Genomic DNA, 26992 nt, shown 5'->3' with positions numbered 1-26992 from the left:
ATGGCCACCTCGAACAACCCCCTCCTCGATTTCACCGACCTCCCGCTGTTCGACCGCATCCGGCCCGAACACGTCGCCCCCGCGGTCGACGTGCTGCTCGCCGATGCCGAGACCGCGCTGCAGACGGTGACGGCCCCCGACTTCCCCGCGAGCTGGAGCGCGATCTCCAAGGTGCTCGACGTGGCTTCGGAGCGCTTCAGCCGCGCCTGGAGCGCGGTCGGCCATCTCAACGCCGTGGCCGACACGCCCGAGCTGCGCGCCGCCTACAACGAGGCGATGCCGCGCGTCACCGCGTTCTGGACCCGCCTGGGCTCCGACGAGCGCCTGTACGCGAAGTACAAGGCGATCGACGTCACTACGCTCGATGCCGAGCAGCGCCAGGCGCATCGCAACGCGGTGCGCAACTTCGTGCTCGGCGGCGCCGAGCTGCAGGGCGAGGCCAAGCAGCGCTTCGCCGAGATCCAGGAACGCCAGGCGGAACTGAGCCAGAAGTTCAGCGAGAACGCGCTCGACGCGACCGATGCCTTCGCCTACTACGCGCAGTTCGGCGAGCTCGAGGGCGTGCCCGAGGACGTGGTCAATGCCGCGCGCGCCGCGGCCGAAGCCGAGGCCAAGGATGGCTACAAGCTCACGCTCAAGATGCCCTGCTACCTGCCGGTGATGCAGTTCGCCAAGAGCAGCGCGCTGCGCGAGACGCTCTACCGCGCCTACGTCACGCGCGCCAGCGAACTCGGCGACCCGGCCTTCGACAACACGGCGCTGATCGGCGAGATCCTCGCGCTGCGCGAGGAAGAGGCCAAGCTGCTGGGCTACCGCAACTTCGGCGAGCTCTCGGTGGTGCCGAAGATGGCCGAGTCGCCCGAGCAGGTGGTGAAGTTCCTGCGCGACCTCGCCGCCAAGGCCCGCCCCTACGGCGAGCGCGACCTCGCCGACCTGCGCGTTTTCGCGTCCACCCAGCTGGGCCTGGCCGATCCGCAGCCCTGGGACTGGAGCTACGTCGGCGAGAAGCTCAAGGAAGCGCGCTACGCCTTCAGCGAGCAGGAGGTCAAGCAGTACTTCCCGGCGCCCAAGGTGATGGCGGGCCTGTTCAAGATCGTCGAGACGCTGTTCGAGGTCTCGATCCGCCGCGACAGCGCGCCGACCTGGCATCCGAGCGTCGAGTTCTATCGCATCGAGCGCGCCGGCCAGAAGGTCGGCCAGTTCTATCTCGACCCCTCCGCGCGTGCCGCCAAGCGCGGCGGCGCCTGGATGGACGACGTGCGCGCCCGCTGGCTGCGGCCCGACGACGGCCGGCTGCAGACGCCGATCGCGCAACTGGTCTGCAATTTCGCCGAGGGCGTGGGCGGCAAGCCGCCGCTGCTCACGCACGACGACGTGACCACGCTGTTCCACGAGTTCGGCCATGGCCTGCACCACATGCTCACGCAGGTGAACGAGCGCGACGTCTCGGGCATCAGCGGCGTCGAATGGGACGCAGTCGAGCTGCCGAGCCAGTTCATGGAGAACTTCTGCTGGGAGTGGGACGTGCTGAGCCACATGACGGCCCACGTCGACACCGGCGAGCCGCTGCCGCGCGCGCTGTTCGACAAGATGACCGCGGCCAAGAACTTCCAGAGCGGCCTGCAGACGCTGCGCCAGATCGAGTTCTCGCTGTTCGACATGCTGCTGCACACCGAGTACCACGCCGCGGCCGCGAAGCCCGGCGACGTGCTCGCGCTGCTGGCCCAGGTGCGCGCCGAGGTGGCCGTGATGCCCTCGCCGCCCTTCAGCCGCACGCCGAACACCTTCAGCCACATCTTCTCGGGCGGCTATGCAGCCGGCTACTACAGCTACAAGTGGGCCGAGGTGCTGAGCGCCGACGCCTACGCGGCCTTCGAGGAAACCGTGGGCGCCAACGGCGAGCCGAGCATCGAGACCGGCCGCAAGTACCGCCAGGCCATCCTCGAGGCTGGCGGCAGCCGCAGCGCGATGGAATCGTTCAAGGCCTTCCGCGGCCGCGAACCCCAGCTTGATGCGCTGCTGCGACACCAGGGCATGGCCGAGCCGCAGCCGGCTTGATGCGGCGCTGAAGCTTGAGATACTCGGGCCATGCGCCCGATTTACAAATTCTCACCAAGTCGCCTGACCGGTTTCGTCCTCCTGCTCGCCGTCGCGGGCGCGATGGCGCAACCGGTCTACCGGCAGGTCGACAAGAACGGCCGGGTCACCTTCTCGGACCGCGCCCCCACCGCCAGCACCGAACCCGCCGCCAATGCGCAGCCGGCGCCCGCCACGGGCGCCAACGCGGGCCTGCCCTACGAGCTGCGCCAGATCGCGCAGCGCTATCCCGTCACGCTCTACAGCGGCGACGATTGCAGCCCCTGCGCGATGGCACGCACGCTGCTCACCACGCGCGGCATCCCGTTCCAGGAACGCACGGTGAACGGCAACCAGGACGTGGAGGCGCTGCAGAAGCTCAGCGGCCAGAACTCGCTGCCGCTGCTGACCATCGGCACGCAGCAACTGCCCGGCTTTTCCGACACGCAGTGGGCGCAGTACCTCGACGCGGCCGGCTATCCCAGGAGCAACGGCCTGCCCAGCGGCTACCGCAATCCGCCGGCGCAGCCGATGGTCGCGCAGGTCACGCGCGCACCGGTGCCCGCACCCGCCGCCCCGCGCGCGGCGCCCGACGAGCAACCACTGCCCGCGGCACCGCCGAGCGGCCCGACGCCGGAAAACCCGGCCGGCATCAAGTTCTGATCAGGCGAAGTCCAGCGTGCGCACGCCCTCGGGCGTGCCGAGCAGGCACACATGCGCCTTCTGGTGCGCGAACACGCCGACGGTGACCACGCCGGGCCACTGGCTCACCTCGGATTCGAAGGCCAGCGGATCGGCGATCTTCAGGCCCGTCACGTCGACGATGTGCTGGCCGTTGTCGGTGACCAGCGGCAGCCCGTCCTTCTCGCGCACCTGGGCCTGGCCGCCCAGCGCCGCGAACTGCCGCATCACGCGGCGCGCCGCCATCGGGATCACCTCGACCGGCAGCGGAAAGGCCCCGAGCGTGTCGACCAGCTTCGAGGCATCGGCGATGCAGACGAAGCGGCGCGACTGGGCCGCGATGATCTTCTCGCGCGTGAGCGCGGCACCGCCGCCCTTCACCATGAAACCCCGCGGGTCGATCTCGTCGGCGCCGTCGATGTAGACGCCCAGCTCCTCGACCTCGTTGCTGTCGAACACCTGGATGCCCAGCGCCCGCAGGCGCTCGGTGGAGGCGATCGAGCTCGAGACGGCGCCGCGGATCTGGTCCTTGATCGTGGCCAGCGCGTCGATGAACTTGTTGACCGTCGAGCCGGTGCCCACGCCCACGATCTCGCTCTTCACCACGTAGGCCAGGGCGGCGCGGCCCACCTGGGCCTTGAGTTCGTCCTGGGAGATGGTGGCGGCTGCGGCGGAAGAAGAAGGAAGGGGTGCGGTCATCGCGGAGAATCCTGGGCTCATTGAAGCCCCGAATTATCCGACGATGTCCCTGCTGCCCTCCTCGCTCTACGGCCTGGCCCGCCCTTTCCTGTTCGGTTTCGACCCGGAGCACGCCCATGAACTGACGCTCGACGGGCTCGCGCGCACGCAGAACACGCCGCTGGCCTGCGCCTATTCGGCGCCGCGCGTCGACGATCCCGTCACCCTGGCCGGCCTGCAGTTCCCGAACCGCGTCGGCCTCGCCGCCGGCCTCGACAAGAACGCGCGCTGCATCGATGCCTTCGCCGCCATGGGCTTCGGCTTCGTCGAGGTCGGCACCGTCACGCCCAAGGGCCAGCCCGGCAATCCGCGCCCGCGCATGTTCCGCCTGCCCGAACGCCAGGCGCTGATCAACCGGCTCGGCTTCAACAACGACGGGCTGGCCGCCTTCCTGGCCAACGTGCAGAAGGCGCGCTTCCGCCGCAACGCGGGCCGCGCGAAGACGCCGATGCTTCTGGGCCTGAACATCGGCAAGAACGCCGCCACGCCGATCGAGCGCGCGGTGGACGACTACATCGCCTGCCTCGACGGCGTGTACCCGCATGCCGACTACGTGACGATCAACATCTCGAGCCCCAACACCGCCAACCTGCGCAGCCTGCAGAGCGACGAAGCGCTCGACGCGCTGCTGGGCGCCGTGGCCGAGCGGCGCGAGACGCTGGCGCGCCAGCCCCTCGGCGGTGCGCCGCGCCGCGTGCCGCTGTTCGTGAAGATCGCGCCCGACCTCGACGAGGCCCAGGTGGCGGTGATCGCCGCCACGCTGCGCCGCCACGGCATGGATGGCGTGATCGCCACCAACACCACGCTGGCGCGCGACGCGGTCGAGGGACTGCAGCATGCGAAGGAAGCCGGTGGCCTGTCGGGCGCGCCGGTGCGCGAATCGAGCAACCGCGTGATCGCCCAGCTGCGCGCCGCATTGGGCGCGGACTTCCCGATCGTCGGCGTGGGCGGCATCCTGGGCGCGGCCGATGCCAAGGCCAAGATCGCGGCGGGCGCGGACGTGGTGCAGATCTACACCGGCCTGATCTACCGCGGCCCGGCACTGGTCCATGAAACGGCGCAGGCGCTGCAGCGGGATCGCGGCAGCGCCTGAGTTTTTTCAGCGGGATATCTGGCGAGCGTGGCTCGCCGGCTGTTTCAGCGCATGCGCCAGAGGATCGGCGCGACGAAGGTCGCCCAGCGCAGCAGGCGCTTCGGGCGGACCACCACCAGCGCCGCCGCCACGGCCACACCCGTGGCAACCGGATGCTCGCGCGCGATGCGCAACGCCGTGGCGGTCGGGGTTTCGTCGGGCGGCGGAGGCGCAGACTGCTCCACACCGTGCGCAGCGGCGGTACCGCCACCCTGCAAGGTCGCGATGCGCAGGCGCTGGCGTTCGATGCGTTCGATCAGTTCCTCGCGCGTGGCCGGGCGGCGGGGCGCCGGCTCGTCCTCTTCACCGGGCTCGTCGCCGAGCCCGAAGCGCTCCTGCACCCAGGTCCAGTCGCGCGCCAGTTCCTCGCGGGTCGGCGTGAAGCTGTTCGAGGCACCGCGCAGCTGGGTCCACAGGCCCCAGGCGGCCGCGAGCCACAGCACGATCCAGAGCGCGGCCACCGACCAGGCGGCGGTGGTGCGCTGCGGCGTGTCCCAGAAATGGACCACGACGGCCACGGACAGCAGCGCGACGGCGATCGTCGTCAGGCCCAGCAGCACGATCGCGAGGACCAGCACCAGCTTGAGCCGCTGCTTCTCCTCCTCCCAGGCCATGCGCAGCAGCTGCACACGGTCTTCGGCGGCCATCGCGCCCTCGGCTGCGGCAATGCGCAGCCGGCGCAGGCGCCGGTCCAGTCCGAGCAGGGAGAGCAACCTCATCGGCAGCCCCCCGTCATCATGGTTCGGTCAGCGGCGACCAAGCAGCAGGCCCACCAGCACACCGACGGCCAGCGCGCCTGCGGCGATCTGCCAGGGTTCGTCGTGGGCATAGGCGTTGGTGGCCGAGGCGGCTTCGCGGGCCTTCTTGGCGGCAAGGCGGCTCTTCTCGGCGGCGAGCTCGCGGGCGATCGCGAGCTTGGTGTCGATGCGCTGGCGCAGCGCCTTGATGTGGGGAACCGAATCCAGGTCCTTGCTGGCGAGCACGCCACGCACGTCGCTCGCGATGTCCTCGGCTGCCGCCTCGAGATTCTTGGATGCACTCATTGGAAACCTTCCTCCGTGATGACACCGGCACCGCGCCGGCGGCTTCACGCCTACAAATGGCGTGCTGTCATGTTACAGGCTCCATCGGCCACACAGGCCTGCATCCACAAAGAGTTCTGCAAGAGATCGTTCGCGATCGACGCGGAATTCAGTCCTCGGCCGCGAGCAGGTCCACCACGTGGCGGCCGATCGCGAGGCTGCTCGTGAGCCCCGGCGATTCGATGCCGAACAGGTTCACGAGGCCTCGCACGCCATGCGCGCGCGGTCCGTCGATGCGGAAGTCGGCCGCGGGATCGCCAGGGCCGGAAATCTTCGGCCGCATGCCTGCATAGCCCGGGATCAACGCGCCATCGGGCAGCGCGGGCCAGTACTTGCGCACCTCGGCATAGAAGGCATCGCCGCGCGCCGGGTCCACCACCAGGTCGTCGGGCGAGCTCACCCATTGCACGTCGGGTCCGAACTTGGCCTGCCCGCCGAGGTCGATCGTCAGGTGCACGCCGAGGCCGCCGGGCTCGGGCACCGGATAGACCAGCCGGCCGAAGGGCGCGCGGCCCGACAGGGTGAAGTAGTTGCCCTTCGCGAAATGAGCGGTGGGCACGGTCTCGGTGGCGAGTCCTCCGAAGTGGCGCGCCAGATCGGGCGCACCCAGGCCGGCTGCGTTGACCACGCTGCGGCAGCGCAACCGCGTGCCGTCTTGCGCCGTCAAGACGATGCCACCCTCCTCCAGCTCAGCCCGCGTCACGGCCGACTTCAACGCCAGCATGCCGCCCGCATTCTCGAGATCGCCGAGCAGGCTCAGCATCAGTGCATGGCTGTCGACGATGCCCGTGCTCGGCGAGACCAGCGCGGCCATGCAGCGCAGTTGCGGTTCCAGCGCGACGGCCTGCGCCGCCGAAATCTGTTCGAGGTCGTCGACACCATTGGCCGCAGCCTTGAGACGGATCGCCTCGAGCTCCGCCACCTGTTCGGCCGAGGTCGCGACGATCAGCTTGCCGCAGCGCCGGTGCGGCACGCCGCGCGCTTCGGCGTAGGCATACAGCAGTTGCTTGCCCTCGACGCACAGCGTCGCCTTCAGCGAGCCTTGCGGGTAGTAGATCCCCGCATGAATGACTTCGCTGTTGCGCGAACTCGTGCCGGTGCCGATGGCGCCTTCGGCCTCGAGCACCATCACTTCACGGCCCGCGAGCGCGAGTGCGCGCGCCACGGCCAAACCCACCACACCACCGCCGATGACGGCGCAATCGAGATCGTCCATGCGGCGAGCTTAGCGCGGCCGCCGCGCTCGGGGAGATCAGGTCGCGGTCGGCGGCGGCTCGGGATCGGTGGGCTCGTCGGGCGGCGTGCCCGGCCCTTCGTCGGGCTCCACGGGCAGGCCCGGCGTGGGCGTGATCGGCGTCGGAAGATCGGGAGCGGTCGCCATGATCTGTTCTCCTGGGTTGCGGTCGTGCCATCGGTTCTAGGCGCGAAGGCATGCGAAACCAGCAGCCCGCGACGGCAGTTGGCGTCGGTGCGCACCGACAGGCCAACGGCAATGCCGTCGGGGCCGATGCGCCGACGGAAAAGAGAAATGGAACCGGGAAAATGGTGGGCGGTGGAGGTTTCGAACCTCCGACCCCAGCAGTGTGAATGCTGTGCTCTACCCCTGAGCTAACCGCCCCTGACGCCTCTGCCCGATCTTTTCGATGGGCTTCAGCGCCTGGATGAATCGCGTTCTGCGAAGCCTTAAATTATGCCACAGCTTTTCAAGCGTTTTGGCGAAAGAGTGTGCGACCGTTGCTCGATTTGTCGAGCTGCGACAACACGGCGTCGTGCTCGGCCAGTTCGTGCTCGGTTGCCACCAGCACCGGCAGCTCGATGCTGCGGAGGTCGATGGCGATCATCGTGGTGCCCACTTCGGGCTCGGTGGTGGCCACGTCGATCAGCAGCGCGTCCTGGCCGCGCGTGAGATTGATGTAGACGTCGGCCAGCAACTGGGCGTCGAGCTTGGCGCCGTGGAAGGTCCGGTTCGAACGGTCGACGCCGAAGCGGTCGCACAGCGCGTCGAGCGAGTTGCGCTTGCCCGGGTACACCTGCTTGGCCATGGCCAGCGTGTCGGTCACTTCGCTCACGAAGGTCTTGAGCGGCGGCAGGCCGGCGCGCTCGAATTCCTTGTTGAGGAAGCCCACGTCGAAGGCCGCGTTGTGGATGATCAGCTCGGCACCGCGCAGGTACTCGACGATGTCGTTGGCCAGGGTGGCGAACTTCGGCTTGTCGCGCAGGAAGTCGGTCGTCAGGCCGTGCACCTTGAGCGCGTCCTCGTGGCTCTCGCGCTCGGGGTTGAAGTAGATGTGCAGGTCGTTGCCGGTGAGCTTGCGGTTGAACAGCTCCACGCAACCCAGCTCGATGACGCGGTCGCCGTTCTCGGCCGACAGGCCCGTGGTTTCCGTATCGAGAACGATCAGACGACTCATCAGTGGTTTTCCTTCGCGTGGTTGATCGAGTACTTCGGAATCTCGATCGTCACATTCTCCTGCGCCAGGATCGCCTGGCAACTCAGGCGCGATTGCGGCTCCAGGCCCCAGGCGCGGTCGAGCAGGTCTTCCTCGCCCTCCTCCGCCTCGTTGAGCGAGCCCCCGCCCACGCGCACGATCACGTGGCAGGTGGTGCAGGCGCAGCTCATCTCGCAGGCGTGCTCGATGTTGATGTCATTGTCGAGCAGGGCCTCGCAGATCGAGGTGCCCGCGGGCGCGGTGATCTCGGCGCCTTGCGGGCAGTACTCGGGGTGCGGATAAATCTTGATCGTGGGCATGCAGTGCTGCGTTGTCGTTCTTGCGGTGTTCTGGACCGTGGACTAAAGCGATTCGACCTTGCGCCCCGAGAGCGCGCGGGCGATGCCGGCATTCATGCGCTGCGCGGCGAAGGGTTCGGTGATCTCGGCCAGCGCCTTGGTCGCGGCCTCGATCGCGGCCGCGTCGCTGCCCTGGGCGCCCAGGCGCAGCGCGCTCATCGACGCATCGATGGCCGCGCGCTCCTGCGCGTCGAGCAGGTCGCCGTCGGCATCGAGCGCGCTCTTCGTCGCGAGCAGCATGCGTTCGGCATCGACGCGGGCCTCGACCAGCGCGCGCGCCTGCATGTCCTGCTGTGCGGTCGAGAAGCTCTCCTGCAGCATGGTCGCGATCTGGTCGTCGGACAGGCCGTAGGAAGGCTTGACGGTGACGCTGGCTTCGACGCCGCTCATCTGCTCCTTGGCGCTCACGCTCAGCAGGCCGTCGGCATCGACCGTGAAGGTCACGCGGATGCGCGCGGCGCCCGCGGTCATCGGCGGAATGCCGCGCAAGGTGAAGCGCGCGAGGCTGCGGCAATCGGCCACCAGGTCGCGCTCGCCCTGCACCACGTGCAGCGCCAGAGCGGTCTGGCCGTCCTGGTAGGTGGTGAAGTCCTGCGCCATCGCGGTCGGGATGGTCTGGTTGCGCGGCACGATGCGCTCGACCAGCCCGCCCATGGTCTCGAGGCCCAGCGACAGCGGAATCACGTCGAGCAGCAGCAGCTCGCCCGCGCCATTGTTGCCGGCCAGCTGGTTCGCCTGGATCGAGGCGCCGAGCGCGACGACCTCGTCGGGGTTGAGGTTGACCAGCGGCTCGCGCCCGAAGAACTCGGCAACGGCCTCGCGAACCTGCGGCATGCGCGTCGACCCGCCCACCAGCACGATGCCCTGCAGGTCGTCGGCCTTGAGCCTGGCGTCGCGCAGCGCCTTGCGCACGGCGGCCAGGGTGCGGTCGGTGAGCGCCTTGGTGGCCGCATCGAACTGCGCGCGCTGCAGCGCGAAGCGAAGCGGCTGGCCGCCCACGTCCGCGGCGAAGGTCACGGTGTCGGCATCGGTCAGCGCTTCCTTGGCGGCGCGTGCCGCCACGAGCACGGCGGCCTTGTCGGTCTCGCTCGCGGTCTGGACGCCGCTTTGCGCCAGCACGAAATCGGCCAGCGCATGGTCGTAGTCGTCACCGCCGAGCGCCGAGTCGCCACCGGTCGCGATGACCTCGAACACGCCTTGCGTGAGCCGCAGGATGGAGATGTCGAAGGTGCCGCCGCCCAGGTCGTAGACCGCGTAGACGCCCTCGCTCGCATTGTCGAGGCCGTAGGCGATGGCGGCCGCGGTGGGCTCGCTGATCAGCCGCAGCACGTTGAGGCCGGCCAGCTGCGCCGCGTCCTTCGTGGCCTGGCGCTGGCCCTCGTCGAAATAGGCGGGCACGGTGATGACCGCACCGTAGAGCTCGTCGTCGAAAGTGTCCTCAGCGCGGTAGCGCAGCGTCGCGAGGATCTCGGCGCTGATCTCGACCGGCGACTTGTCGCCCGCTGCGGTGTGCACCCGCACCATGCCGCCGTCGCCACCGCCGATGGCGTAGGACATCGCTTCGCGGTGGGTCACGTCGGCCAGCCCGCGGCCCATGAGCCGCTTGACCGAGGTGATGGTGTTCGAGGGGTCTTGCGCGCGCGCGGCGACCGCGTCGAAACCGATCTGGCGGCGCTCCTTGTCGAGGTAGCGCACCACCGAGGGCAACAGCACGCGGCCCTGGTCGTCGGGCAGGCATTCGGCCACACCGTTGCGCACCGAGGCCACCAGCGAATGCGTGGTGCCGAGGTCGATGCCGACGGCGATGCGGCGCTGATGCGGGTCGGGCGCCTGGCCGGGTTCTGAAATCTGGAGGAGAGCCATGCCCTTATTGTCCTAATTGATCCGATTTGGCTTCGACGTCGTGGCCGAAGCGCTCAATGAACATGAGGGCTCTCACCTGCTGCGCGGCGGCGGGGTAGTCGCCCTTCTCGTCGATCAGCCAGTCGAGCGACGAGAGCGCGCGGGCGCGGCCCGCGTCGACCTCGGCTTGCAGCTTGTCGAGCGCGGCGACGGTCTCGACCTCGTCGAGCGCCTCGCGCCATTCCATCTGCTGCATCAGGAAGTCGGGCGGCATCGCCGTGTTGTTCTCGGCATTGACCGGGGCACCGTGCAGCTCGCAGATGTAGCTCGCGCGCCGCACCGGGTCCTTGAGCCGCTGGTAGGCCTCGTTGATGCGCACCGACCATTGCATGGCCACGCGCTGCGCGGCCGCGCCCTGCGCCGCGAAGCGGTCGGGATGAGCTTCGCGCTGCAGCTCTTTCCAGCGCGCGTCCAGCGCCGCGCGGTCCTGCGCGAAAGTCGCGGGGACGGCGAACAGCTCGAAGTCGGTGTCGTTCAGGTTCATGGCATGAAAAAACCGCCAGCACATGACATGGTGGCGGCTGTTGTCGCGGTCAGCGACTGCGCATCAGATGCGGAAGCTTTCGCCGCAACCGCAGCGGTCGCGCTCGTTCGGGTTGTTGAACTTGAAGCCCTCGTTGAGGCCCTCGCGCACGAAGTCCAGCTGCGTGCCGTCGATGTAGGCCAGGCTCTTCGGGTCCACCAGCACCTTCACGCCGTGGTCCTCGAACACCACGTCCTCGGGCGTCAATTCGTCCACGTACTCGAGCTTGTAGGCCAAGCCCGAGCAGCCCGTGGTCTTCACGCCCAGCCGCACGCCCACGCCCTTGCCTCGCTTGCCGAGGTAGCGATTCACATGGCGCGCGGCGGCTTCTGTCAGCGTGACGGCCATCTCAGTGCACTGCTGCGGCTTCGGCGCTCTTCGCGCCGTGCTTGGCCTTGTAGTCGTTCACGGCCGCCTTGATCGCGTCCTCGGCGAGGATCGAGCAGTGGATCTTGACCGGCGGCAGCGCCAGTTCCTCGGCGATCTGCGCGTTCTTGAGCGCGGCGGCTTCGTCGAGCGTCTTGCCCTTGACCCATTCGGTCACGAGCGACGACGAGGCGATCGCCGAGCCGCAGCCGTAGGTCTTGAAGCGCGCGTCTTCGATCACGCCGGTTTCGGGGTTGACCTTGATCTGCAGCTTCATCACGTCGCCGCATGCCGGCGCGCCGACCATGCCGGTGCCGACCGAGTCGTCGCCCTTTTCGAAGGAGCCGACGTTGCGCGGGTTTTCGTAGTGGTCGATGACCTTGGAAGAATATGCCATGGTGTACCTCTCAAACTGTGTTCAATCGTGGAGCTTCGGAGCGATCTCGCGTCACTGCCTCAGTGCGCCGACCACTGGATCGTGCTGATGTCGACGCCGTCCTGGAACATTTCCCACAGGGGGCTCAATTCGCGCAGCTTGGCCACGTTGTGCTTGATGGTCGAGATGGCGTAGTCGATCTCTTCCTCGGTCGTGAAACGGCCGATGGTCATGCGCAGGCTGCTGTGGGCCAGTTCGTCGCTGCGGCCCAGGGCGCGCAGCACGTAGCTGGGCTCGAGGCTGGCCGAGGTGCAGGCCGAACCCGACGACACCGCCAGGCCCTTGATGCCCATGATCAGCGACTCGCCCTCGACGTAGTTGAAGCTCATGTTCAGGTTGTGCGGCACGCGGTGCTCGAGGTCGCCGTTGATGAAGACCTGTTCCACGTCCTTCAGGCCGTCGAGCAGACGCTTCTGCAGCCGCGCGGCCTTGGCGATGTCTTCCTTCATCTCGAGCTTGGCGATGCGGAAGGCCTCGCCCATGCCCACGATCTGGTGCGTGGGCAGCGTGCCCGAGCGCATGCCGCGCTCATGGCCGCCACCGTGCATCTGGGCCTCGAGCCGCACGCGCGGCTTGCGGCGCACGTAGAGCGCGCCGATGCCCTTGGGGCCGTAGGTCTTGTGCGACGCCAGGCTCATCAGGTCGATCGGCAGCTTGGCGATGTCGATCTCGACCTTGCCGGTGGCCTGCGCGGCGTCGACGTGGAAGATCACGCCCTTCTCGCGGCAGATGTTGCCGAGCGCCACGACGTCCTGCACCACGCCGATCTCGTTGTTCACGAACATCACGCTCGCGAGGATCGTGTCGGGACGGATCGCGGCCTTGAATTTCTCGAGGTCGAGCAGACCGTCTTCCTGCACATCGAGGTAGGTCACCTCGAAGCCCTGGCGCTCGAGCTCGCGCATGGTGTCGAGCACGGCCTTGTGCTCGGTCTTCACCGTGATCAGGTGCTTGCCCTTGCCCTTGTAGAACTGCGCCGCGCCCTTGAGCGCGAGGTTGTTCGACTCGGTGGCGCCCGAGGTCCAGACGATCTCGCGCGGATCGGCGCCGATCAGTTCGGCCACGTAGCCGCGGGCCTTCTCGACCGCCTCTTCCGCTTCCCAGCCCCAGGCGTGGCTGCGCGACGCCGGGTTGCCGAAGTGCTCACGCAACCAGGGAATCATGGCGTCGACCACACGCGGGTCGACCGGCGTGGTCGCGCCGTAGTCGAGATAGATCGGGAAATGAGGAGTTACGTCCATGGCTGGCTCGTGCTGGCGTGGGGGGGTTGTTCTTGGTCGCTGTTCGTTCGCTGGCGGCGCCCGGTGGGCGCCGCGTCGGTCTAGGCTCGAAGCTTCGGCGTCGCGCGGTCCTCAGGACTTGGCGAAGACGTTGCCCAGGGCAAACACCGAGTTCGGTGCATTGACGCGGATCGGCTTGACCACCGGCTGCGCGGAAATGGCGCGCTTGACGACCGGCTTGTTCTCGATCTGCACGCCCTTGGCGATCTGGTCGTCGACCAGCTTCTGCAGGGTGACCGAATCGAGGAACTCGACCATGCGCTGGTTCAGCGAGGCCCAGAGTTCGTGGGTCATGCAGCGGCCTTGTTCGCCGAGGCAGTTTTCCTTGCCGCCGCACTGGGTGGCGTCGATCGGTTCGTCGACCGACACGATGATGTCGGCCACGGTGATGTCGGCGGCCTTGCGGCCCAGGCTGTAGCCACCGCCCGGACCCCGGGTGGATTCGACGAGTTCGTGACGGCGCAGCTTGCCGAAGAGTTGTTCGAGGTACGACAGCGAAATCTGCTGCCGCTGGCTGATCGCGGCCAGCGTGACCGGACCGGTGTTCTGACGCAGAGCCAGATCGATCATGGCTGTGACCGCAAAACGGCCTTTGGTAGTGAGACGCATCGCAAGCTCCTTTTTAGCGCTTACCGTTGAAATGACACCGTTGCCCGGGAGCCACGGTGATCTCGTCTCCGCCCTGCCCGACTCTTGACACTGGTGAGCCAGTGGTTGTGAGTCGGTCCTTCATCGCGAAGTTTCTTTTTTGTTGAGTGTTTCGCTCAAGTATATCAGAAGCCCCCCGGGTTTGCTCGGGTAAACCCGATTCCGGGCGATCAGGGGCGCCGTCGGCGCAAACCTTCGGCCTACTTGGCCGGCGATATCGCGATGTTGTCGCTGCCCGCGGCGCCGAAGGCCTGCTCGCGCAGCAGCGCCAGCTGGTCGCGCACCCGCGCCGCCTTCTCGAACTCGAGGTTGCGGGCGTGCTCGAGCATCTGCTTCTCGAGCCGCTTGATCTCGCGCGCGATGTCCTTCTCGCTCATGTCCTCGACCTTGGCGCGCTCGAGGTCCAGCTTGGCCATTTCCTTGCCAGTCTTCTCGCTGTAGACGCCGTCGATCAGGTCGCGCACCTGCTTCACGATGCTGCGCGGCGTGATGCCGTTGGCTTCGTTGTGGGCGATCTGGCGCGCGCGCCGACGCTCGGTCTCGCCGATGGCGCGCTTCATCGATTCGGTCATCCGGTCGGCATACAGGATGGCCTTGCCGTTCAGGTTGCGCGCCGCCCGGCCGATGGTCTGGATCAGCGAGCGCTCGGCGCGCAGGAAGCCTTCCTTGTCGGCATCGAGGATCGCCACCAGCGAGACCTCGGGAATGTCCAGCCCTTCGCGCAGCAGGTTGATCCCCACCAGCACGTCGAAGGTGCCCAGGCGCAGGTCGCGCAGGATCTCCACGCGTTCGACCGTGTCGACGTCGCTGTGCAGGTAGCGCACCTTCACGCCGTTGTCGCCCAGGTAGTCGGTGAGCTGCTCGGCCATGCGCTTGGTCAGCGTGGTGATCAGCACGCGCTCGTTCTTCTCGACGCGCACGTGGATCTCCTGCAGCACGTCGTCGACCTGGTGGGTGGCCGGCCGGACCTCCACCTCGGGATCGATCAGGCCGGTGGGCCGCACCAGCTGCTCGACCACCTGGCCGGCGTGCTGCTTCTCGTAGTCGGCCGGCGTGGCCGACACGAAGATGCACTGGCGCATGCGCTTCTCGAATTCCTCGAGCTTCAGCGGCCGGTTGTCGAGCGCGCTCGGCAGCCGGAAGCCGTACTCCACCAGCGTGGTCTTGCGCGCCCGGTCGCCGTTGTACATGCCGCCGAGCTGGCCGATCATCTGATGGCTCTCGTCGAGGAACATCAGGGCGTCCTTCGGCAGGTAGTCGGTCAGCGTGGGCGGCGGGTCGCCGGGCGCCGCGCCCGAGAGGTGGCGCGTGTAGTTCTCGATGCCCTTGCAGTGGCCGATCTCGGCCAGCATCTCGAGGTCGAAGCGGGTGCGCTGCTCGAGGCGCTGGGCCTCCACCAGCTTGCCCGCAGCCACCAGCTCCTTGAGCCGCCCGTCGAGCTCGATCTTGATGGTTTCCACGGCGGCCAGCACCTTGTCGCGCGGCGTCACGTAGTGGCTCGAGGGGTAGACCGTGAAGCGCGGCACCTTCTGGCGGATGCGCCCGGTCAGCGGGTCGAACAGCTGCAGCGACTCGATCTCGTCGTCGAACAGCTCGATGCGGATCGCGAGCTCGCTGTGCTCGGCTGGAAACACATCGATGGTGTCGCCGCGCACGCGGAAGGTGCCGCGCGCGAAGTCCTGCTCGTTGCGCGTGTACTGCATGCGGATCAGCTGGCCGATCAGGTCGCGCTGGCCGACCTTGTCGCCCACGCGCGCGATCAGCCGCATCTCCATGTAGTCCTCGGGCGTGCCGATGCCGTAGATCGCGCTCACGGTGGCCACGATCACGGTGTCGCGCCGCTCCAGCACGCTCTTGGTGGCCGACAGCCGCATCTGCTCGATGTGCTCGTTGATCGAGGAGTCCTTCTCGATGAACAGGTCGCGCTGCGGCACGTAGGCCTCGGGCTGGTAGTAGTCGTAGTAGCTGACGAAGTACTCGACGGCGTTCTTCGGGAAGAACTCGCGGAACTCGCTGTAGAGCTGGGCCGCCAGGGTCTTGTTGGGCGCGAACACGATGGCCGGGCGCCCGGTGCGGGCGATCACGTTGGCCATGGTGAAGGTCTTGCCCGAGCCGGTCACGCCCAGCAGGGTCTGGAACACCTCGCCGTCGCTCACGCCCTCGACCAGCTTCTCGATGGCCTTCGGCTGGTCGCCGGCCGGCGGATAGGGCTGGTACAGCTCGAAAGGCGAGCCCGGGAAGCTGATGAATTCACCCTGGGGAACCGGGCCCACGGGGTCGGCGTTGTTCGAGTCTGCTATGGCTTCGTTGATCTCTGGCATGGCTGTACCCGTCAGGTGGCGTGGCGCCGGTAAAATTCAAGGCAACCGCAAAGCTTAAAGCCTCGAGCGGTTGCCAGCGAAGCTTTCATCCCAAAGGACCTTTCCATGTCTATGTTCACCGCGGTCGAGATGGCACCGCGCGATCCGATCCTCGGCCTCAACGAGCAATTTGCCGCCGATACCAACCCCAGCAAGGTCAATCTCGGCGTCGGCGTCTACTACGACGACAACGGCAAGCTGCCCCTGCTCCAGTGCGTGCAGGCGGCCGAGCAGAACATGATGAAAGCGCCCACGGCGCGCGGTTATCTGCCCATCGACGGCATCGCGGCGTACGACAACGCCGTCAAGGTGCTGGTCTTCGGCGCCGACAGCGAACCCGTCACCTCGGGCCGCGTGGCCACGATCCAGGCCATCGGCGGCACCGGCGGCCTCAAGGTCGGCGCCGACTTCCTCAAGAAGCTCAACCCCGCCGCCAAGGTGCTGATCAGCGACCCGAGCTGGGAAAACCACCGCGCGCTGTTCACCAACGCCGGTTTCGAGGTCGAGAGCTACCCCTACTACGACGCCGCCAAGCGCGGCATCGACTTCGACGGCATGCTGGCCGCGCTCAACGCCGCCCCGGCCGGCACCGTGGTCGTGCTGCACGCCTGCTGCCACAACCCGACCGGCTACGACATCACGCCCGCGCAGTGGGACCAGGTCGTCGCCGCCGTCAAGGCCAAGGGCCTGGTGCCCTTCCTCGACATGGCCTACCAGGGCTTCGGCTATGGCCTGCAGGAAGACGGCGCGGCCGTCGCCAAGTTCGTCGACGCCGGCCTGACCTTCTTCGTCTCGACCTCGTTCTCCAAGAGCTTCAGCCTCTATGGCGAGCGCGTGGGCGCCCTGTCGGTGCTGTGCGAGAACAAGGAAGAAGCCGCGCGCGTGCTGTCGCAGCTCAAGATCGCGATCCGCACCAACTACAGCAACCCGCCCACGCACGGCGGCGCCGTGGTGGCCGCGGTGCTCGGCAACCCCGAGCTGCGCGCCCTGTGGGAGAAGGAACTGGGCGAGATGCGCGTGCGCATCAAGGCCATGCGCCAGAAGCTGGTCGACGGCCTCAAGGCCGCCGGCGTGAAGGAAGACATGAGCTTCATCACGACCCAGATCGGCATGTTCAGCTACTCGGGCCTGACCAAGGACCAGATGGTGCGCCTGCGCAACGAGTTCGGCGTCTATGGCACCGACACCGGCCGCATGTGCGTGGCCGCGCTCAACAGCAAGAACATCGACCACGTCTGCGCGTCGATCGCCAAGGTCATTTGAGACCCCGCGCCGCGGGCGCGTGAGCGATTGCGGCCGCAGGTGACTCGCTCGAGTCACCTGCGCGACACAACTTGTTCACGAAGCCCGCGGCCATCTCCGAGGGCCTTCCCGGGCCTAGGGTTAGGCCCCCTGCGCGTGTCGAAATGCGCTGATATATTGCACCGCAACATTCCAACTCGACACAGCGATGCTCTACCAACTCTACGAAGCCCAGCGTTCCCTCATGGAACCGTTCGCGGACTTCGCCCAGGCCGCCTCCAAGCTCTACAGCCCCGGCGCCGTCTGGAGCCAGCTGCCCGGAGCGCAGCGCATGGCGGCGAGCTACGACCTGCTCTACCGCCTCGGCAAGGACTACGAGAAGCCCGAGTTCAACATCAAGTCGGTCAAGGTCGACGGCGACGACGTCGTGATCCAGGAAGTGATCGAGCTGGAAAAGCCGTTCTGCCAGCTGCGGCGCTTCAAGCGCTTCACCGACGAACCGCACATCCTCAAGACGCTCAAGAGCCAGCCCGTGGTGCTGGTGGTGGCGCCGCTGTCGGGCCACTACGCCACCCTGCTGCGCGACACGGTGCGCACCCTTTTGCAGGACCACAAGGTCTACATCACCGACTGGAAGAACGCGCGCCTGGTGCCGCTGTCGGACGGCGAGTTCCACCTCGACGACTACATCAACTACGTGCAGGAGTTCATCCGCCGCCTGCAGGCCGAGTACGGCAACTGCCACGTGGTCAGCGTGTGCCAGCCCACGGTGCCGGTGCTGGCCGCCGTGTCGCTGATGGCCAGCCGCGGCGAGGCGCTGCCGCTCACCATGACGATGATGGGCGGCCCGATCGATGCCCGCAAGTCGCCCACGGCGGTCAACAACCTCGCGATGAACAAGAGCTTCGAGTGGTTCGAGAACAACGTGATCTACCGCGTGCCCCAGGGCTTTCCGGGCGCGGGCCGGCGCGTCTACCCGGGCTTCCTGCAGCACACGGGCTTCGTCGCGATGAACCCCGACCGCCACGCGAGCAGCCACTACGACTACTTCAAGGACCTGATCAAGGGCGACGACGCGAGCGCCGAGGCGCACCGCAAGTTCTACGACGAGTACAACGCCGTGCTCGACATGGACGCCGATTACTACCTCGAGACGATCCGCACCGTGTTCCAGGAATTCGACCTGGTCAACGGCACCTGGGACGTGAAGAGCCCCACGGGCGAGGTCGAGCGCGTGCGCCCGCAGGACATCCGCGCCACCGCGCTGCTCACGGTCGAGGGCGAGCTCGACGACATCTCGGGCTCGGGCCAGACCGAGGCCGCGCACGAGCTGTGCACCGGCATCGCCGATGCGAAGCGCGAGCACTACGAGGTCAAGGGCGCCGGCCACTACGGCATCTTCAGCGGCCGCCGCTGGCGCGAACTGGTCTACCCGAAGATGCAGAAGTTCATCGCCGCCAACGACCAGCCGCAAAGCCGCGCCGGCGCGCGCGAGAGCCTGCCGGCCGAGGACCAGGTCAAGCCCGGCCGCAAGCTGGCCGCCACCACCACCGTGGCGCCCGCCAAGAAGGCCGTGGCTGCCAAGAAGGCGGCACCGGCCGCTGCGAAGCGCGCGCCCGCCCCGAAGAAGACCGTGGCGCGCAAGACCGCCGCCGCGGCGCGCTGAGCGCCCTCCTCCTCCCGTGAACGGACTGGCCGCACGCATCCACGACGCACTGCCCCAGACGCAGTGCACCCGTTGCGGCTACCCGGACTGCGAGGGCTATGCGCAGGCCGTGGCGAGCGCCGAGGCCGAGATCAACCAGTGCCCGCCGGGCGGCGCCGAGGGCGTCGAGCGGCTCGCGCAGCTCACCGGCCGCCCCGCGCAGGCGCTCGATCCGGCCTTCGGCACCGAGGGCCCGCGCAGGCTGGCGGTGATCGACGAGGCCTGGTGCATCGGCTGCACGCTGTGCCTCGATGCCTGCCCGACCGACGCCATCCTCGGCATCAACAAGCGCATGCACACCGTGATCGACGCGCACTGCACGGGCTGCGAACTCTGCATCCCGGTCTGCCCGGTCGACTGCATCTCGCTCGAGGACGCCACGCCGGGCCGCACCGGCTGGCAGGCCTGGTCGCCCGCGCAGGCGGCCCATGCCCGCGCGCGCTATGCCCTGCATGGCCAGCATCGGCCCACCGATGCGCGCCAGGGCAAGAAGCGCCCCGAAGTCGAGGTCGCGGCGCCCAGCGCCGAGGCCCGCAAGCGCTCGGTGGTCGAGGCCGCGCTCGCGCGCGCCCGTGCCGCCTCCCAACGTCCTTCCACACCCAAGCCATGAACCTCGACACCCTGCTCGTCTTCGTGCTCGCCTCCCTCGCGCTCGCCGTGATCCCGGGCCCGACCATGCTGCTCGCGCTGTCGAACGGCATCGACGGCGGCATGCGCCGCGCGAGCTGGGGCATCGTCGGCGCCTCGCTCGGCAGCAGCATCGTGATCGCCGTCGTCGCGCTGGGCCTGGGCTCGCTGCTGGCGGCCTCGGAATGGCTGTTCAACGCGATCCGCGTGGCGGGCGTGGCCTACCTCGTGTGGCTCGGCATCAAGCTCTGGCGCAGCGACGCCACCGACCTCGGCGCCGCGCTCGCGAAGTCCTCGCCCGAGAGCCGGCTGCACGGCCGCATCGCGCTGCTGCGCAGCCTCGCGGTGGCGCTGTCGAACCCCAAGTCGCTGCTGTTCTTCGCGGCCTTCCTGCCGCAGTTCGTCGACATCGCGCAGCCGCAGGGCCCGCAGTACCTGCTGCTGGGCGGCATCTTCGTGCTGCTCGACACCTGCGTGATGCTGGCCTATGCCGGCGCCGGCACGCAGGCCGTGCGCTGGCTCTCGAAGCGCGGCCTCAAGGCGCTGAACCGCGGCTGCGCCGTGGGCATGTGGCTGCTGGCGGCCACGCTCGCGGTGTGGCGCCGCCCGGGCGCCTGAACCACGGGCCCGCTCAGTTCCTGGCCGAGCGCTTGAGCAGCAGCATCAGCACGCCCGCCAGGATCACCGTCACCGCGTACCACTCGAAGCGCGTGACCGTCTCGCCCGCGATCCACACGCCCAGCAGCATCGCGATCACCGGATTGACGAAGGTGTAGCTGGCCGCCAGCGCGGCCGGCGCGCGCGCCAGCAGCAGCATGTAGGCGTTGAAGGCGATCAGCGAACCGAACACCACCAGGTAGAACCAGGCCGCCGTGGCCTGCGGCGCGGGCGGCCACGCGAGGCTCTCGCCCGAGACAACAGCCAGCACCAGCAGCACCACGCCACCGCAGACCATCTCGCTCGCGAAGCCCATCGCACCCGGCGCGAGCGGCAGCGCGCGCTGGCTCAGCACGCTGCCGGCCGACCAGCAGACGCAGGCGATGGAGATCGCGGCCAGCCCGGCCGGCGAGGCCTGGAAGCCACTGCCCTGGGTCAGCATCAGCACGCCGACCAGGCCCAGCGCGATGCCGATCGCCTCGAGCTTCGTCGGCACGATGCCCCAGATCAGGTTGAGCAGCGCGATGATCAGCGGCACCACCGCGATGAAGGCCACCACCAGGCCCGAGCCCACCGAGACCTCGGCATGCGCGGTGCCGCCCATGCCGCCGCCGAGCATCAGCGTGCCGACCACCAGCGCGTTGCGCCACTGCAGCCGGTTCGGCCAGGGCGCGCCGCGCCAGCGCATCCAGGCCGCGAGCAGGAGGCCCGCGAACAGGAAGCGCGAGCCCATCTGCAGGAAGGGCGGGAAGCTGATCAGCGCGTACTTGATCGCGAGGTAGGTCGAGCCCCAGACCAGCCAGGTGGCGGCGAGGCAGAGCCAGATGATCGGCAGCAGTCCGCCGCGCGCGGACGGCGTGGAAGTGGCGAGCGAGAGCATGTCGAGGGTGTCTGTTGTTGTGAACCTGGCCGGCTCCATGATATGAAGGCCGCCGCCGCGCTTCCATGCGCAAATCACGGTTCTGGCGGCTCGCGGCCGTCGATTTGAAGGACTTCGATGGAATCCACCTTGAACCCCACGCTCGATGCCCACGACACCCGCATCCTGGCCGAGCTGCAGAAGGACGCGCGCCTCACCATGGCCGAGCTCGGCCGCCGCGTGCACCTGAGCCAGCCGGCGGTGACCGAGCGCGTGAAGAAGCTCGAGGCCGCGGGCGTGATCAGCGGCTACCGCGCCACCGTCAACCTGGGCAAGCTGGGCTACGGCATCCGCGCGATGATCCGCGTCGGCCGCGCCGACTACGACCGCGTCGTGAAGCTGGTGCAGGACACGCCCGAGTGCGTGAATGCCTACAACGTGACCGGCGAGGACAGCTGGATCCTCGAGATCGCGGTGATCGACGTGAGCCACCTCGATGCGGTGGTCACCAAGTTCTGCATCCTCACCGAGACCGCGACCTCGATCATCCTGAACCCGGCGCGCGAGCACCAGCCGATGCTGCCGCCGCACCGCTCGGACGTGAAGCCGCCGATCAGGAAGGTCGTGAACGCCTGAAGGCGCCGGGGCTCAGCGGCCCGCGAGCGCGTCGAAGGCCTTCACCACCTCGGGCGGCGCCTGCACCATCTCGATCAGCACGCCCTCGCCCGCGATCGGGAACTCGTCGTTCGCCTTCGGATGCAGGAAGCAGATGTCGAAGCCCGCCGCGCCCTTGCGGATGCCGCCGGGCGCGAAGCGCACGCCCTGCGACGTCAGCCATTCGACGGCTGTCGGCAGGTCATCGATCCACAGGCCCACGTGGTTGAGCGGCGTGGCGTGCACCGCGGGCTTCTTCTCGGGATCGAGCGGCTGCATCAGGTCGACCTCGACCTTGAACGGGCCGGTACCGATCGCGCAGATGTCCTCGTCGACGTTCTCGCGCTCGCTTCGGAAGGTGCCCGTGACCTCGAGCCCCAGCATGTCGACCCAGAGCTTCTGCAGCCGGGTCTTGTCGGGACCGCCGATCGCGATCTGCTGGATGCCCAGCACGCGGAAGGGACGTTGGATGGCGCTCGTCATTGGCAGGACTCCGGGTTCGTTTCGGTCGAGGTGCGGTGCGAGCGCAGCCCCAGCTTGCGCAGCAGCTGCACGTCGGCCTCGACGTCGGGATTGCCCGTGACCAGCAGCTTGTCGCCGTAGAAGATCGAATTCGCGCCGGCCATGAAACACAGCGCCTGCACCGCCTCGCCCATCTGCTGGCGGCCGGCCGACAGGCGCACGCGCGCGGTCGGCATGGTGATGCGCGCGACCGCGATCATGCGCACGAAGTCGAAGGGATCGATCGGTTCCGAGTCGGCCAGCGGCGTGCCGGGCACGCGCACCAGGCTGTTGATCGGCACCGACTCGGGGTACGGATCGAGGTTGGCCAGCTGCGCGATCAGCCCCGCGCGGTGCACCGGCGCCTCGCCCATGCCCACGATGCCGCCGCAGCACACGCTGATGCCGGCGCTGCGCACATGGGCCAGCGTGTCGAGCCGGTCCTGGTAGCTGCGGGTGTCGACGATGTCGGTGTAGTACTCGGGCGCGGTGTCGAGGTTGTGGTTGTAGTAGTCGAGGCCGGCGGCCTTGAGCTGCTGCGCATGGTGCGGCTCGAGCATGCCGAGCGTGGCGCAGGTCTGCAGGCCCAGGCCCTTCACGGCCTCGACCAGCACCGCCACCTTCTCGACGTCGCGGTCCTTGGGCGCGCGCCAGGCCGCGCCCATGCAGAAGCGCGTGGCGCCCGCGTCCTTGGCCGCCTGCGCGGCGCGCAGCACCTCGTCGACCTCCATCAGCTTCTGCGCCTTCACGCCGGTGTCGAACTCGGCCGACTGCGGGCAGTAGCCGCAGTTCTCGGGGCAGCCGCCGGTCTTCACCGACAGCAGCGTGGCCAGCTCGATGTCGCCCGCGGGAAAGTGCCGGCGATGCACCGTCTGGGCCTCGAACAGCAGCTCCATCAGCGGCTTGTCGAGCAGCGCCTGGATCGCCTCGACCGACCAGCGGCCCTCGGGCGCCGGCTTCGCGGGCCGGTGCAGCACCACCGCCTGCAGGTCGCTGGCCCCCATCAGTTGAACTCCAGGATGATCTGGTCGACCGCGAGCGACTCGCCCTTGGCCGCGGAGATCTTGCCGACCACGCCGTCCTGCGCGGCGAACAGCACGTTCTCCATCTTCATCGCCTCGATCACCGCGAGCTTCTCGCCGGCCTGCACCTGCTGGCCCGGCTGCACCGCCACCTCGACCAGCAGGCCCGGCATCGGCGACATCAGGAACTTGCTGAGGTCCGGCGGTGCCTTGTGCGGCATCAGCGCGAGCAGGCGCGCGCCCAGCGGCGACAGCACCATGGCCTCGATCTGGCGGCCGTCGTTCGACACCCGCAGCGCCAGCGGATTCTTGCCGGCGCCGCGCTCCACCTGCGCGGTGAAGGGCTTGTCGTTCACGATGCCCTGCACGCGCACCGCGCCCAGCGCGAGGCTGCTGTCGATCTTGTAGGTCTTGCCGTTGACCGTGACCGCGCTCGCGCCGGTCTTGCCGTGGAAGTCGCTCACGGTCACCGGGTGGTGCACGTGCTCGCCCTGCGCGCCGAGCTCGACCACCACGAACTGCTCGCCCACCTTCACGCCGTGGCCTTCGAGCTGGCCGCTGATGCCCGAGGCGCGCGCACGGTAGCGGCGGTGCACGTAGGCCGCCAGCGCGATCAGGAAATCGGGCTCGCTGTGCGGCACGTCCTCGGCGTGGAAACCCTTGCCGTAGTGCTCGGCGATGAAGCCGGTGTTGAAGTCGCCGGCCACGAACTTCGGATGCGCGAGCAGTGCCGCCTGGAACGGGATGTTGCTGCTGATGCCGCGGATCACGAAGCCGTTGAGCGCCTCGCGCATGCGGGCGATCGCGTGGTTGCGGTCCTTGCCGTGCACGATGAGCTTGGCGATCATCGAGTCGTAGTACATCGGGATCTCGCCGCCCTCGTACACGCCGGTGTCCACGCGCACGCCCTGCAGGTGCTCGGTGTCGCTCGCGAACATGGTCTCGGTCGGCGGCTGGAATTTCACCAGCCGGCCGGTCGAGGGCAGGAAGTTGCGGAACGGGTCCTCGGCGTTGATGCGGCACTCGATGGCCCAGCCGTCGCGCTTGACCTGCTCCTGCGTCAGCGGCAGTTCCTCGCCGGCCGCCACGCGGATCATCAGCTCCACCAGGTCGAGGCCCGTGATGCACTCGGTCACCGGATGCTCCACCTGCAGGCGGGTGTTCATCTCGAGGAAGTAGAAGCTCTGGTCCTTGCCGACCACGAACTCCACCGTGCCCGCGCTCTGGTAGTTCACGGCCTTGGCCAGCGCCACCGCCTGCTCGCCCATCGCCTTGCGCGTAGCGTCGCTGATGAAGGGCGACGGAGCCTCCTCGATCACCTTCTGGTGCCGGCGCTGGATCGAGCATTCGCGCTCGTTGAGGTAGATCACGTGGCCGTGCGAGTCGCCGAGCACCTGGATCTCGATGTGGCGCGGCTCCTCGACGAACTTCTCGATGAACACGCGGTCGTCGCCGAAGCTGTTGCGCGCCTCGTTGCGGCAGGAGGTGAAGCCCTCGAAGGCCTCCTTGTCGTTGAAGGCCACGCGCAGGCCCTTGCCGCCGCCGCCGGCCGAGGCCTTGATCATCACCGGGTAGCCGATGTCCTTCGCGATCTCCACCGCGCGCTCGGCGGTCTCGATGGCGTCGTTCCAGCCCGGGATGGTGTTGACCTTGGCCTCGTTGGCGAGCTTCTTCGAGGCGATCTTGTCGCCCATGGCCGCGATCGAGTAGTGCTTGGGGCCGATGAAGGCGATGCCCTCTTCCTCGACCTTCTTCGCGAAGCCCTCGTTCTCCGACAGGAAGCCGTAGCCCGGATGCACGGCCTCGGCGCCGGTCTTCTTGCAGGCCTCGATGATGCGGTCGGCCAGCAGGTAGCTCTCGCGGCTGGGCGCGGCGCCGATGTGCACGGCCTCGTCGGCCAGTTCGACGTGGCGGGCTTCCTTGTCGGCGTCGGAATAGACGGCGACCGTGAGGATGCCCATCTTCTTGGCGGTCTGGATCACACGGCAGGCGATTTCCCCGCGGTTCGCAATCAGGATCTTCTTAAACATTCTGGGTCTCCGCGTGGAAATCGCCTGCGCGCGCTACGCGCGCCATGCAATTTGGCTTCGCCGAAGCGGCCTTGCGGCCGCTTTCGCCGCGGTTCGCAATCAGGATCTTCTTGAACATGTTCTTCTCCGTGCGGCTCAAAGCGGAATGTTGCCGTGCTTGCGCCACGGGTTCTCGAGCTTCTTCTCGCGCAGCATCACCAGCGAGCGGCAGATGCGCTTGCGCGTCTCGTGCGGCAGGATCACGTCGTCGATGTAGCCGCGCGCGCCCGCCACGTACGGGTTGGCGAAGCGGGCCTTGTACTCGGCCTCGCGCGCCGCGAGCTTGGCCGGATCGTTCTTGTCCTCGCGGAAGATGATCTCGACCGCGCCCTTGGCGCCCATCACCGCGATCTCGGCGCGCGGCCAGGCCAGGTTCACGTCGCCGCGCAGGTGCTTGGAGGCCATCACGTCGTAGGCGCCGCCGTAGGCCTTGCGCGTGATGACGGTGATCTTCGGCACCGTGCACTCGGCATAGGCGTAGAGCAGCTTGGCGCCGTGCTTGATGATGCCGCCGTACTCCTGGCCGGTGCCGGGCATGAAGCCAGGCACGTCGACGAAGGTCACGACCGGGATGTTGAAGGCATCGCAGAAGCGCACGAAGCGCGCGGCCTTGATGCTGCTCTTGATGTCGAGGCAGCCCGCCAGCACCAGCGGCTGGTTGGCGACGATGCCCACGGTCTGGCCTTCCATGCGCGCGAAGCCGATCACGATGTTCTTCGCGTAGTCGGGCTGCAGCTCGAAGAAGTCGCCGTCGTCCGCGACCTTGAAGATCAGCTCCTTCATGTCGTAGGGCTTGTTCGCGTTCTCGGGCACCAGCGTGTCGAGCGAATAGTCGGGCCGGTCGGCCGGGTCGCCCTGGCCGTTGTTGCCCAGGCGCACCGGCGGCTTCTCGCGGTTGTTCAGCGGCAGGTAGTTGTAGAGGCGGCGCAGCATCATCAGCGCCTCGACGTCGTTCTCGAACGCCATGTCGGCCACGCCGCTGCGCGTGGTGTGGGTCACGGCGCCGCCCAGTTCCTCGGCCGTCACGCTCTCGTGCGTCACGGTCTTCACCACCTCGGGGCCGGTGACGAACATATAGCTCGAGTCCTTCACCATGAAGATGAAGTCGGTCATCGCAGGCGAGTACACCGCGCCGCCGGCGCACGGGCCCATGATCATGCTGATCTGCGGCACCACGCCCGAGGCCATCACGTTGCGCTGGAACACGTCGGCATAGCCGCCGAGCGAGGCCACGCCTTCCTGGATGCGCGCGCCGCCCGAGTCGTTGAGGCCGATCACCGGGGCGCCGACCTTCATCGCCTGGTCCATCACCTTGCAGATCTTCTCGGCATGCGCTTCACTGAGCGCGCCGCCGAAGACGGTGAAGTCCTGGCTGAAGACGAACACCAGGCGGCCGTTGATCATGCCGTAGCCCGTGACCACGCCGTCGCCCGGGATCTTGTTGTCGGCCATGCCGAAGTCGGTCGAGCGGTGCTCGACGAACATGTCCCATTCCTCGAAGGTGCCGTCGTCCAGCAGCAGCTCGAGGCGTTCGCGCGCCGTGAGCTTGCCCTTGGCATGCTGCGCGTCGATGCGCTTCTGTCCACCGCCCAGGCGGGCCTGCGCACGGCGCTTTTCGAGTTCGTCGATCAGTTCTTGCATGAG

General features: G+C 68.0%; 28 protein-coding genes and 1 tRNA gene. 8 read left to right on the top strand and 21 right to left on the bottom strand.

Annotated features, from left to right (window positions below; translation table 11 throughout):
* Together R0232_RS13730 and R0232_RS13725 are read left to right on the top strand one after the other, a co-directional pair.
* Positions 1-2058, top strand: coding sequence for a M3 family metallopeptidase (locus tag R0232_RS13730; protein ID WP_431512460.1), 2058 nt, complete (start codon positions 1-3; stop codon positions 2056-2058).
* A 30-nt stretch (positions 2059-2088) separates the two neighbouring features.
* The gene (locus R0232_RS13725) at positions 2089-2739 is read left to right on the top strand and encodes a glutaredoxin family protein (protein WP_431512459.1); all 651 of its coding nucleotides are present in this window, start codon (positions 2089-2091) and stop codon (positions 2737-2739) included.
* Here the strand turns inward: R0232_RS13725 and rpiA are convergent, their stop codons facing one another.
* Positions 2740-3456 (bottom strand): ribose-5-phosphate isomerase RpiA, encoded by a 717-nt coding sequence (gene rpiA / locus R0232_RS13720; protein WP_431512458.1) that lies wholly within the window; start codon positions 3454-3456, stop codon positions 2740-2742.
* 43 nt (positions 3457-3499) lie between these two features.
* Between rpiA and R0232_RS13715 the strand changes: the two genes are divergently transcribed.
* Positions 3500-4588 (top strand): quinone-dependent dihydroorotate dehydrogenase, encoded by a 1089-nt coding sequence (locus R0232_RS13715; RefSeq protein WP_431512457.1) that lies wholly within the window; start codon positions 3500-3502, stop codon positions 4586-4588.
* Positions 4589-4632: 44 nt separating this feature from the next.
* On the opposite strand, the gene R0232_RS13710 is transcribed toward R0232_RS13715, so the two are convergent.
* The 14 genes from R0232_RS13710 to uvrB all read right to left on the bottom strand — a co-directional run bounded on the left by R0232_RS13710 (position 4633) and on the right by uvrB (position 15973).
* A complete protein-coding gene (locus tag R0232_RS13710; protein WP_296789019.1) occupies positions 4633-5346 on the bottom strand; it encodes a phage holin family protein in 714 nt (237 codons plus the stop codon).
* Positions 5347-5373: 27 nt separating this feature from the next.
* On the bottom strand, positions 5374-5670 hold the full coding sequence (locus R0232_RS13705) for a glycine zipper domain-containing protein (RefSeq protein ID WP_057593661.1): 297 nt from the start codon (positions 5668-5670) through the stop codon (positions 5374-5376).
* Positions 5671-5818: 148 nt separating this feature from the next.
* Positions 5819-6925, bottom strand: a complete 1107-nt coding sequence (locus R0232_RS13700) for an NAD(P)/FAD-dependent oxidoreductase (protein WP_431512456.1) — start codon at positions 6923-6925, stop codon at positions 5819-5821.
* A gap of 36 nt (positions 6926-6961) precedes the next feature.
* Complete coding sequence (locus R0232_RS13695) at positions 6962-7090, bottom strand: stereocilin (protein WP_261210940.1); 129 nt, start codon at positions 7088-7090, stop codon at positions 6962-6964.
* A gap of 162 nt (positions 7091-7252) precedes the next feature.
* Positions 7253-7327: transfer RNA gene (locus tag R0232_RS13690), tRNA-Val, on the bottom strand.
* An 85-nt stretch (positions 7328-7412) separates the two neighbouring features.
* The gene (dnaQ, locus tag R0232_RS13685; protein WP_208512231.1) at positions 7413-8120 is read right to left on the bottom strand and encodes a DNA polymerase III subunit epsilon; all 708 of its coding nucleotides are present in this window, start codon (positions 8118-8120) and stop codon (positions 7413-7415) included.
* A complete protein-coding gene (gene fdx / locus R0232_RS13680; RefSeq protein ID WP_093342663.1) occupies positions 8120-8458 on the bottom strand; it encodes an ISC system 2Fe-2S type ferredoxin in 339 nt (112 codons plus the stop codon). Before fdx ends, dnaQ begins: the two co-directional genes overlap by 1 nt.
* 42 nt (positions 8459-8500) lie before the next feature.
* On the bottom strand, positions 8501-10360 hold the full coding sequence (gene hscA / locus R0232_RS13675) for a Fe-S protein assembly chaperone HscA (RefSeq protein ID WP_431512455.1): 1860 nt from the start codon (positions 10358-10360) through the stop codon (positions 8501-8503).
* Between the two features lie 4 nt (positions 10361-10364).
* A complete protein-coding gene (gene hscB / locus R0232_RS13670) occupies positions 10365-10883 on the bottom strand; it encodes a Fe-S protein assembly co-chaperone HscB (RefSeq protein ID WP_431512454.1) in 519 nt (172 codons plus the stop codon).
* A gap of 63 nt (positions 10884-10946) precedes the next feature.
* Entirely contained in the window at positions 10947-11270 is a 324-nt protein-coding gene (gene iscA, locus R0232_RS13665; protein ID WP_057593654.1) for an iron-sulfur cluster assembly protein IscA, read from the bottom strand.
* Between the two features lies 1 nt (position 11271).
* Positions 11272-11685: a Fe-S cluster assembly scaffold IscU gene (iscU, locus tag R0232_RS13660; protein ID WP_208512234.1), complete on the bottom strand. Its 414-nt coding sequence runs from the start codon at positions 11683-11685 to the stop codon at positions 11272-11274.
* Between the two features lie 59 nt (positions 11686-11744).
* A complete protein-coding gene (locus tag R0232_RS13655; RefSeq protein ID WP_208512235.1) occupies positions 11745-12965 on the bottom strand; it encodes an IscS subfamily cysteine desulfurase in 1221 nt (406 codons plus the stop codon).
* A gap of 111 nt (positions 12966-13076) precedes the next feature.
* A complete protein-coding gene (iscR, locus tag R0232_RS13650; RefSeq protein WP_056580055.1) occupies positions 13077-13613 on the bottom strand; it encodes a Fe-S cluster assembly transcriptional regulator IscR in 537 nt (178 codons plus the stop codon).
* A 239-nt stretch (positions 13614-13852) separates the two neighbouring features.
* Complete coding sequence (gene uvrB, locus R0232_RS13645; RefSeq protein WP_431512453.1) at positions 13853-15973, bottom strand: excinuclease ABC subunit UvrB; 2121 nt, start codon at positions 15971-15973, stop codon at positions 13853-13855.
* Positions 15974-16078: 105 nt separating this feature from the next.
* Here uvrB and R0232_RS13640 point away from each other — a divergent pair, with 105 nt between their 5' ends.
* The 4 genes from R0232_RS13640 to R0232_RS13625 all read left to right on the top strand — a co-directional run bounded on the left by R0232_RS13640 (position 16079) and on the right by R0232_RS13625 (position 20204).
* Complete coding sequence (locus R0232_RS13640) at positions 16079-17275, top strand: amino acid aminotransferase (protein WP_093342670.1); 1197 nt, start codon at positions 16079-16081, stop codon at positions 17273-17275.
* A gap of 187 nt (positions 17276-17462) precedes the next feature.
* Positions 17463-18920 carry a polyhydroxyalkanoate depolymerase gene (locus R0232_RS13635; RefSeq protein ID WP_431512452.1) on the top strand — a complete coding sequence of 486 codons (1458 nt, stop codon included), beginning with the start codon at positions 17463-17465 and terminating at the stop codon, positions 18918-18920.
* A gap of 16 nt (positions 18921-18936) precedes the next feature.
* Positions 18937-19569: an RnfABCDGE type electron transport complex subunit B gene (locus R0232_RS13630; RefSeq protein WP_431512451.1), complete on the top strand. Its 633-nt coding sequence runs from the start codon at positions 18937-18939 to the stop codon at positions 19567-19569.
* A complete protein-coding gene (locus R0232_RS13625) occupies positions 19566-20204 on the top strand; it encodes a LysE family translocator (RefSeq protein WP_208512238.1) in 639 nt (212 codons plus the stop codon). The genes R0232_RS13630 and R0232_RS13625 overlap by 4 nt, the downstream gene beginning before the upstream one ends.
* A 13-nt stretch (positions 20205-20217) precedes the next feature.
* On the opposite strand, the gene yedA is transcribed toward R0232_RS13625, so the two are convergent.
* The gene (gene yedA, locus R0232_RS13620) at positions 20218-21123 is read right to left on the bottom strand and encodes a drug/metabolite exporter YedA (protein ID WP_431512450.1); all 906 of its coding nucleotides are present in this window, start codon (positions 21121-21123) and stop codon (positions 20218-20220) included.
* A 117-nt stretch (positions 21124-21240) separates the two neighbouring features.
* Here yedA and R0232_RS13615 point away from each other — a divergent pair, with 117 nt between their 5' ends.
* On the top strand, positions 21241-21738 hold the full coding sequence (locus tag R0232_RS13615; RefSeq protein WP_057593645.1) for an Lrp/AsnC family transcriptional regulator: 498 nt from the start codon (positions 21241-21243) through the stop codon (positions 21736-21738).
* 12 nt (positions 21739-21750) lie between these two features.
* Here R0232_RS13615 and R0232_RS13610 read toward each other — a convergent pair whose 3' ends face one another.
* Genes R0232_RS13610 through R0232_RS13590 form a run of 5 tightly spaced genes read right to left on the bottom strand, consistent with a single transcriptional unit; the run spans position 21751 to position 26989 of the window.
* The gene (locus R0232_RS13610) at positions 21751-22239 is read right to left on the bottom strand and encodes a VOC family protein (protein WP_057593644.1); all 489 of its coding nucleotides are present in this window, start codon (positions 22237-22239) and stop codon (positions 21751-21753) included.
* On the bottom strand, positions 22236-23261 hold the full coding sequence (bioB, locus tag R0232_RS13605; protein WP_431512449.1) for a biotin synthase BioB: 1026 nt from the start codon (positions 23259-23261) through the stop codon (positions 22236-22238). The genes R0232_RS13610 and bioB overlap by 4 nt, the downstream gene beginning before the upstream one ends.
* Positions 23261-25309 carry an acetyl-CoA carboxylase biotin carboxylase subunit gene (locus R0232_RS13600; protein ID WP_431512448.1) on the bottom strand — a complete coding sequence of 683 codons (2049 nt, stop codon included), beginning with the start codon at positions 25307-25309 and terminating at the stop codon, positions 23261-23263. Before R0232_RS13600 ends, bioB begins: the two co-directional genes overlap by 1 nt.
* Positions 25302-25427: a hypothetical protein gene (locus R0232_RS13595; protein ID WP_281078450.1), complete on the bottom strand. Its 126-nt coding sequence runs from the start codon at positions 25425-25427 to the stop codon at positions 25302-25304. Before R0232_RS13595 ends, R0232_RS13600 begins: the two co-directional genes overlap by 8 nt.
* A 17-nt stretch (positions 25428-25444) precedes the next feature.
* Positions 25445-26989: an acyl-CoA carboxylase subunit beta gene (locus tag R0232_RS13590; protein ID WP_261210948.1), complete on the bottom strand. Its 1545-nt coding sequence runs from the start codon at positions 26987-26989 to the stop codon at positions 25445-25447.
* Between the last annotated feature and the right edge of the window lie 3 nt (positions 26990-26992).

This window comes from Variovorax sp. DAIF25 (assembly GCF_050711835.1).
Taxonomy (GTDB): domain Bacteria; phylum Pseudomonadota; class Gammaproteobacteria; order Burkholderiales; family Burkholderiaceae_C; genus Variovorax.
The sequence above is the reverse complement of the archived record's forward strand: the minus strand, read 5'-3'. Positions and strand labels throughout refer to the sequence as shown.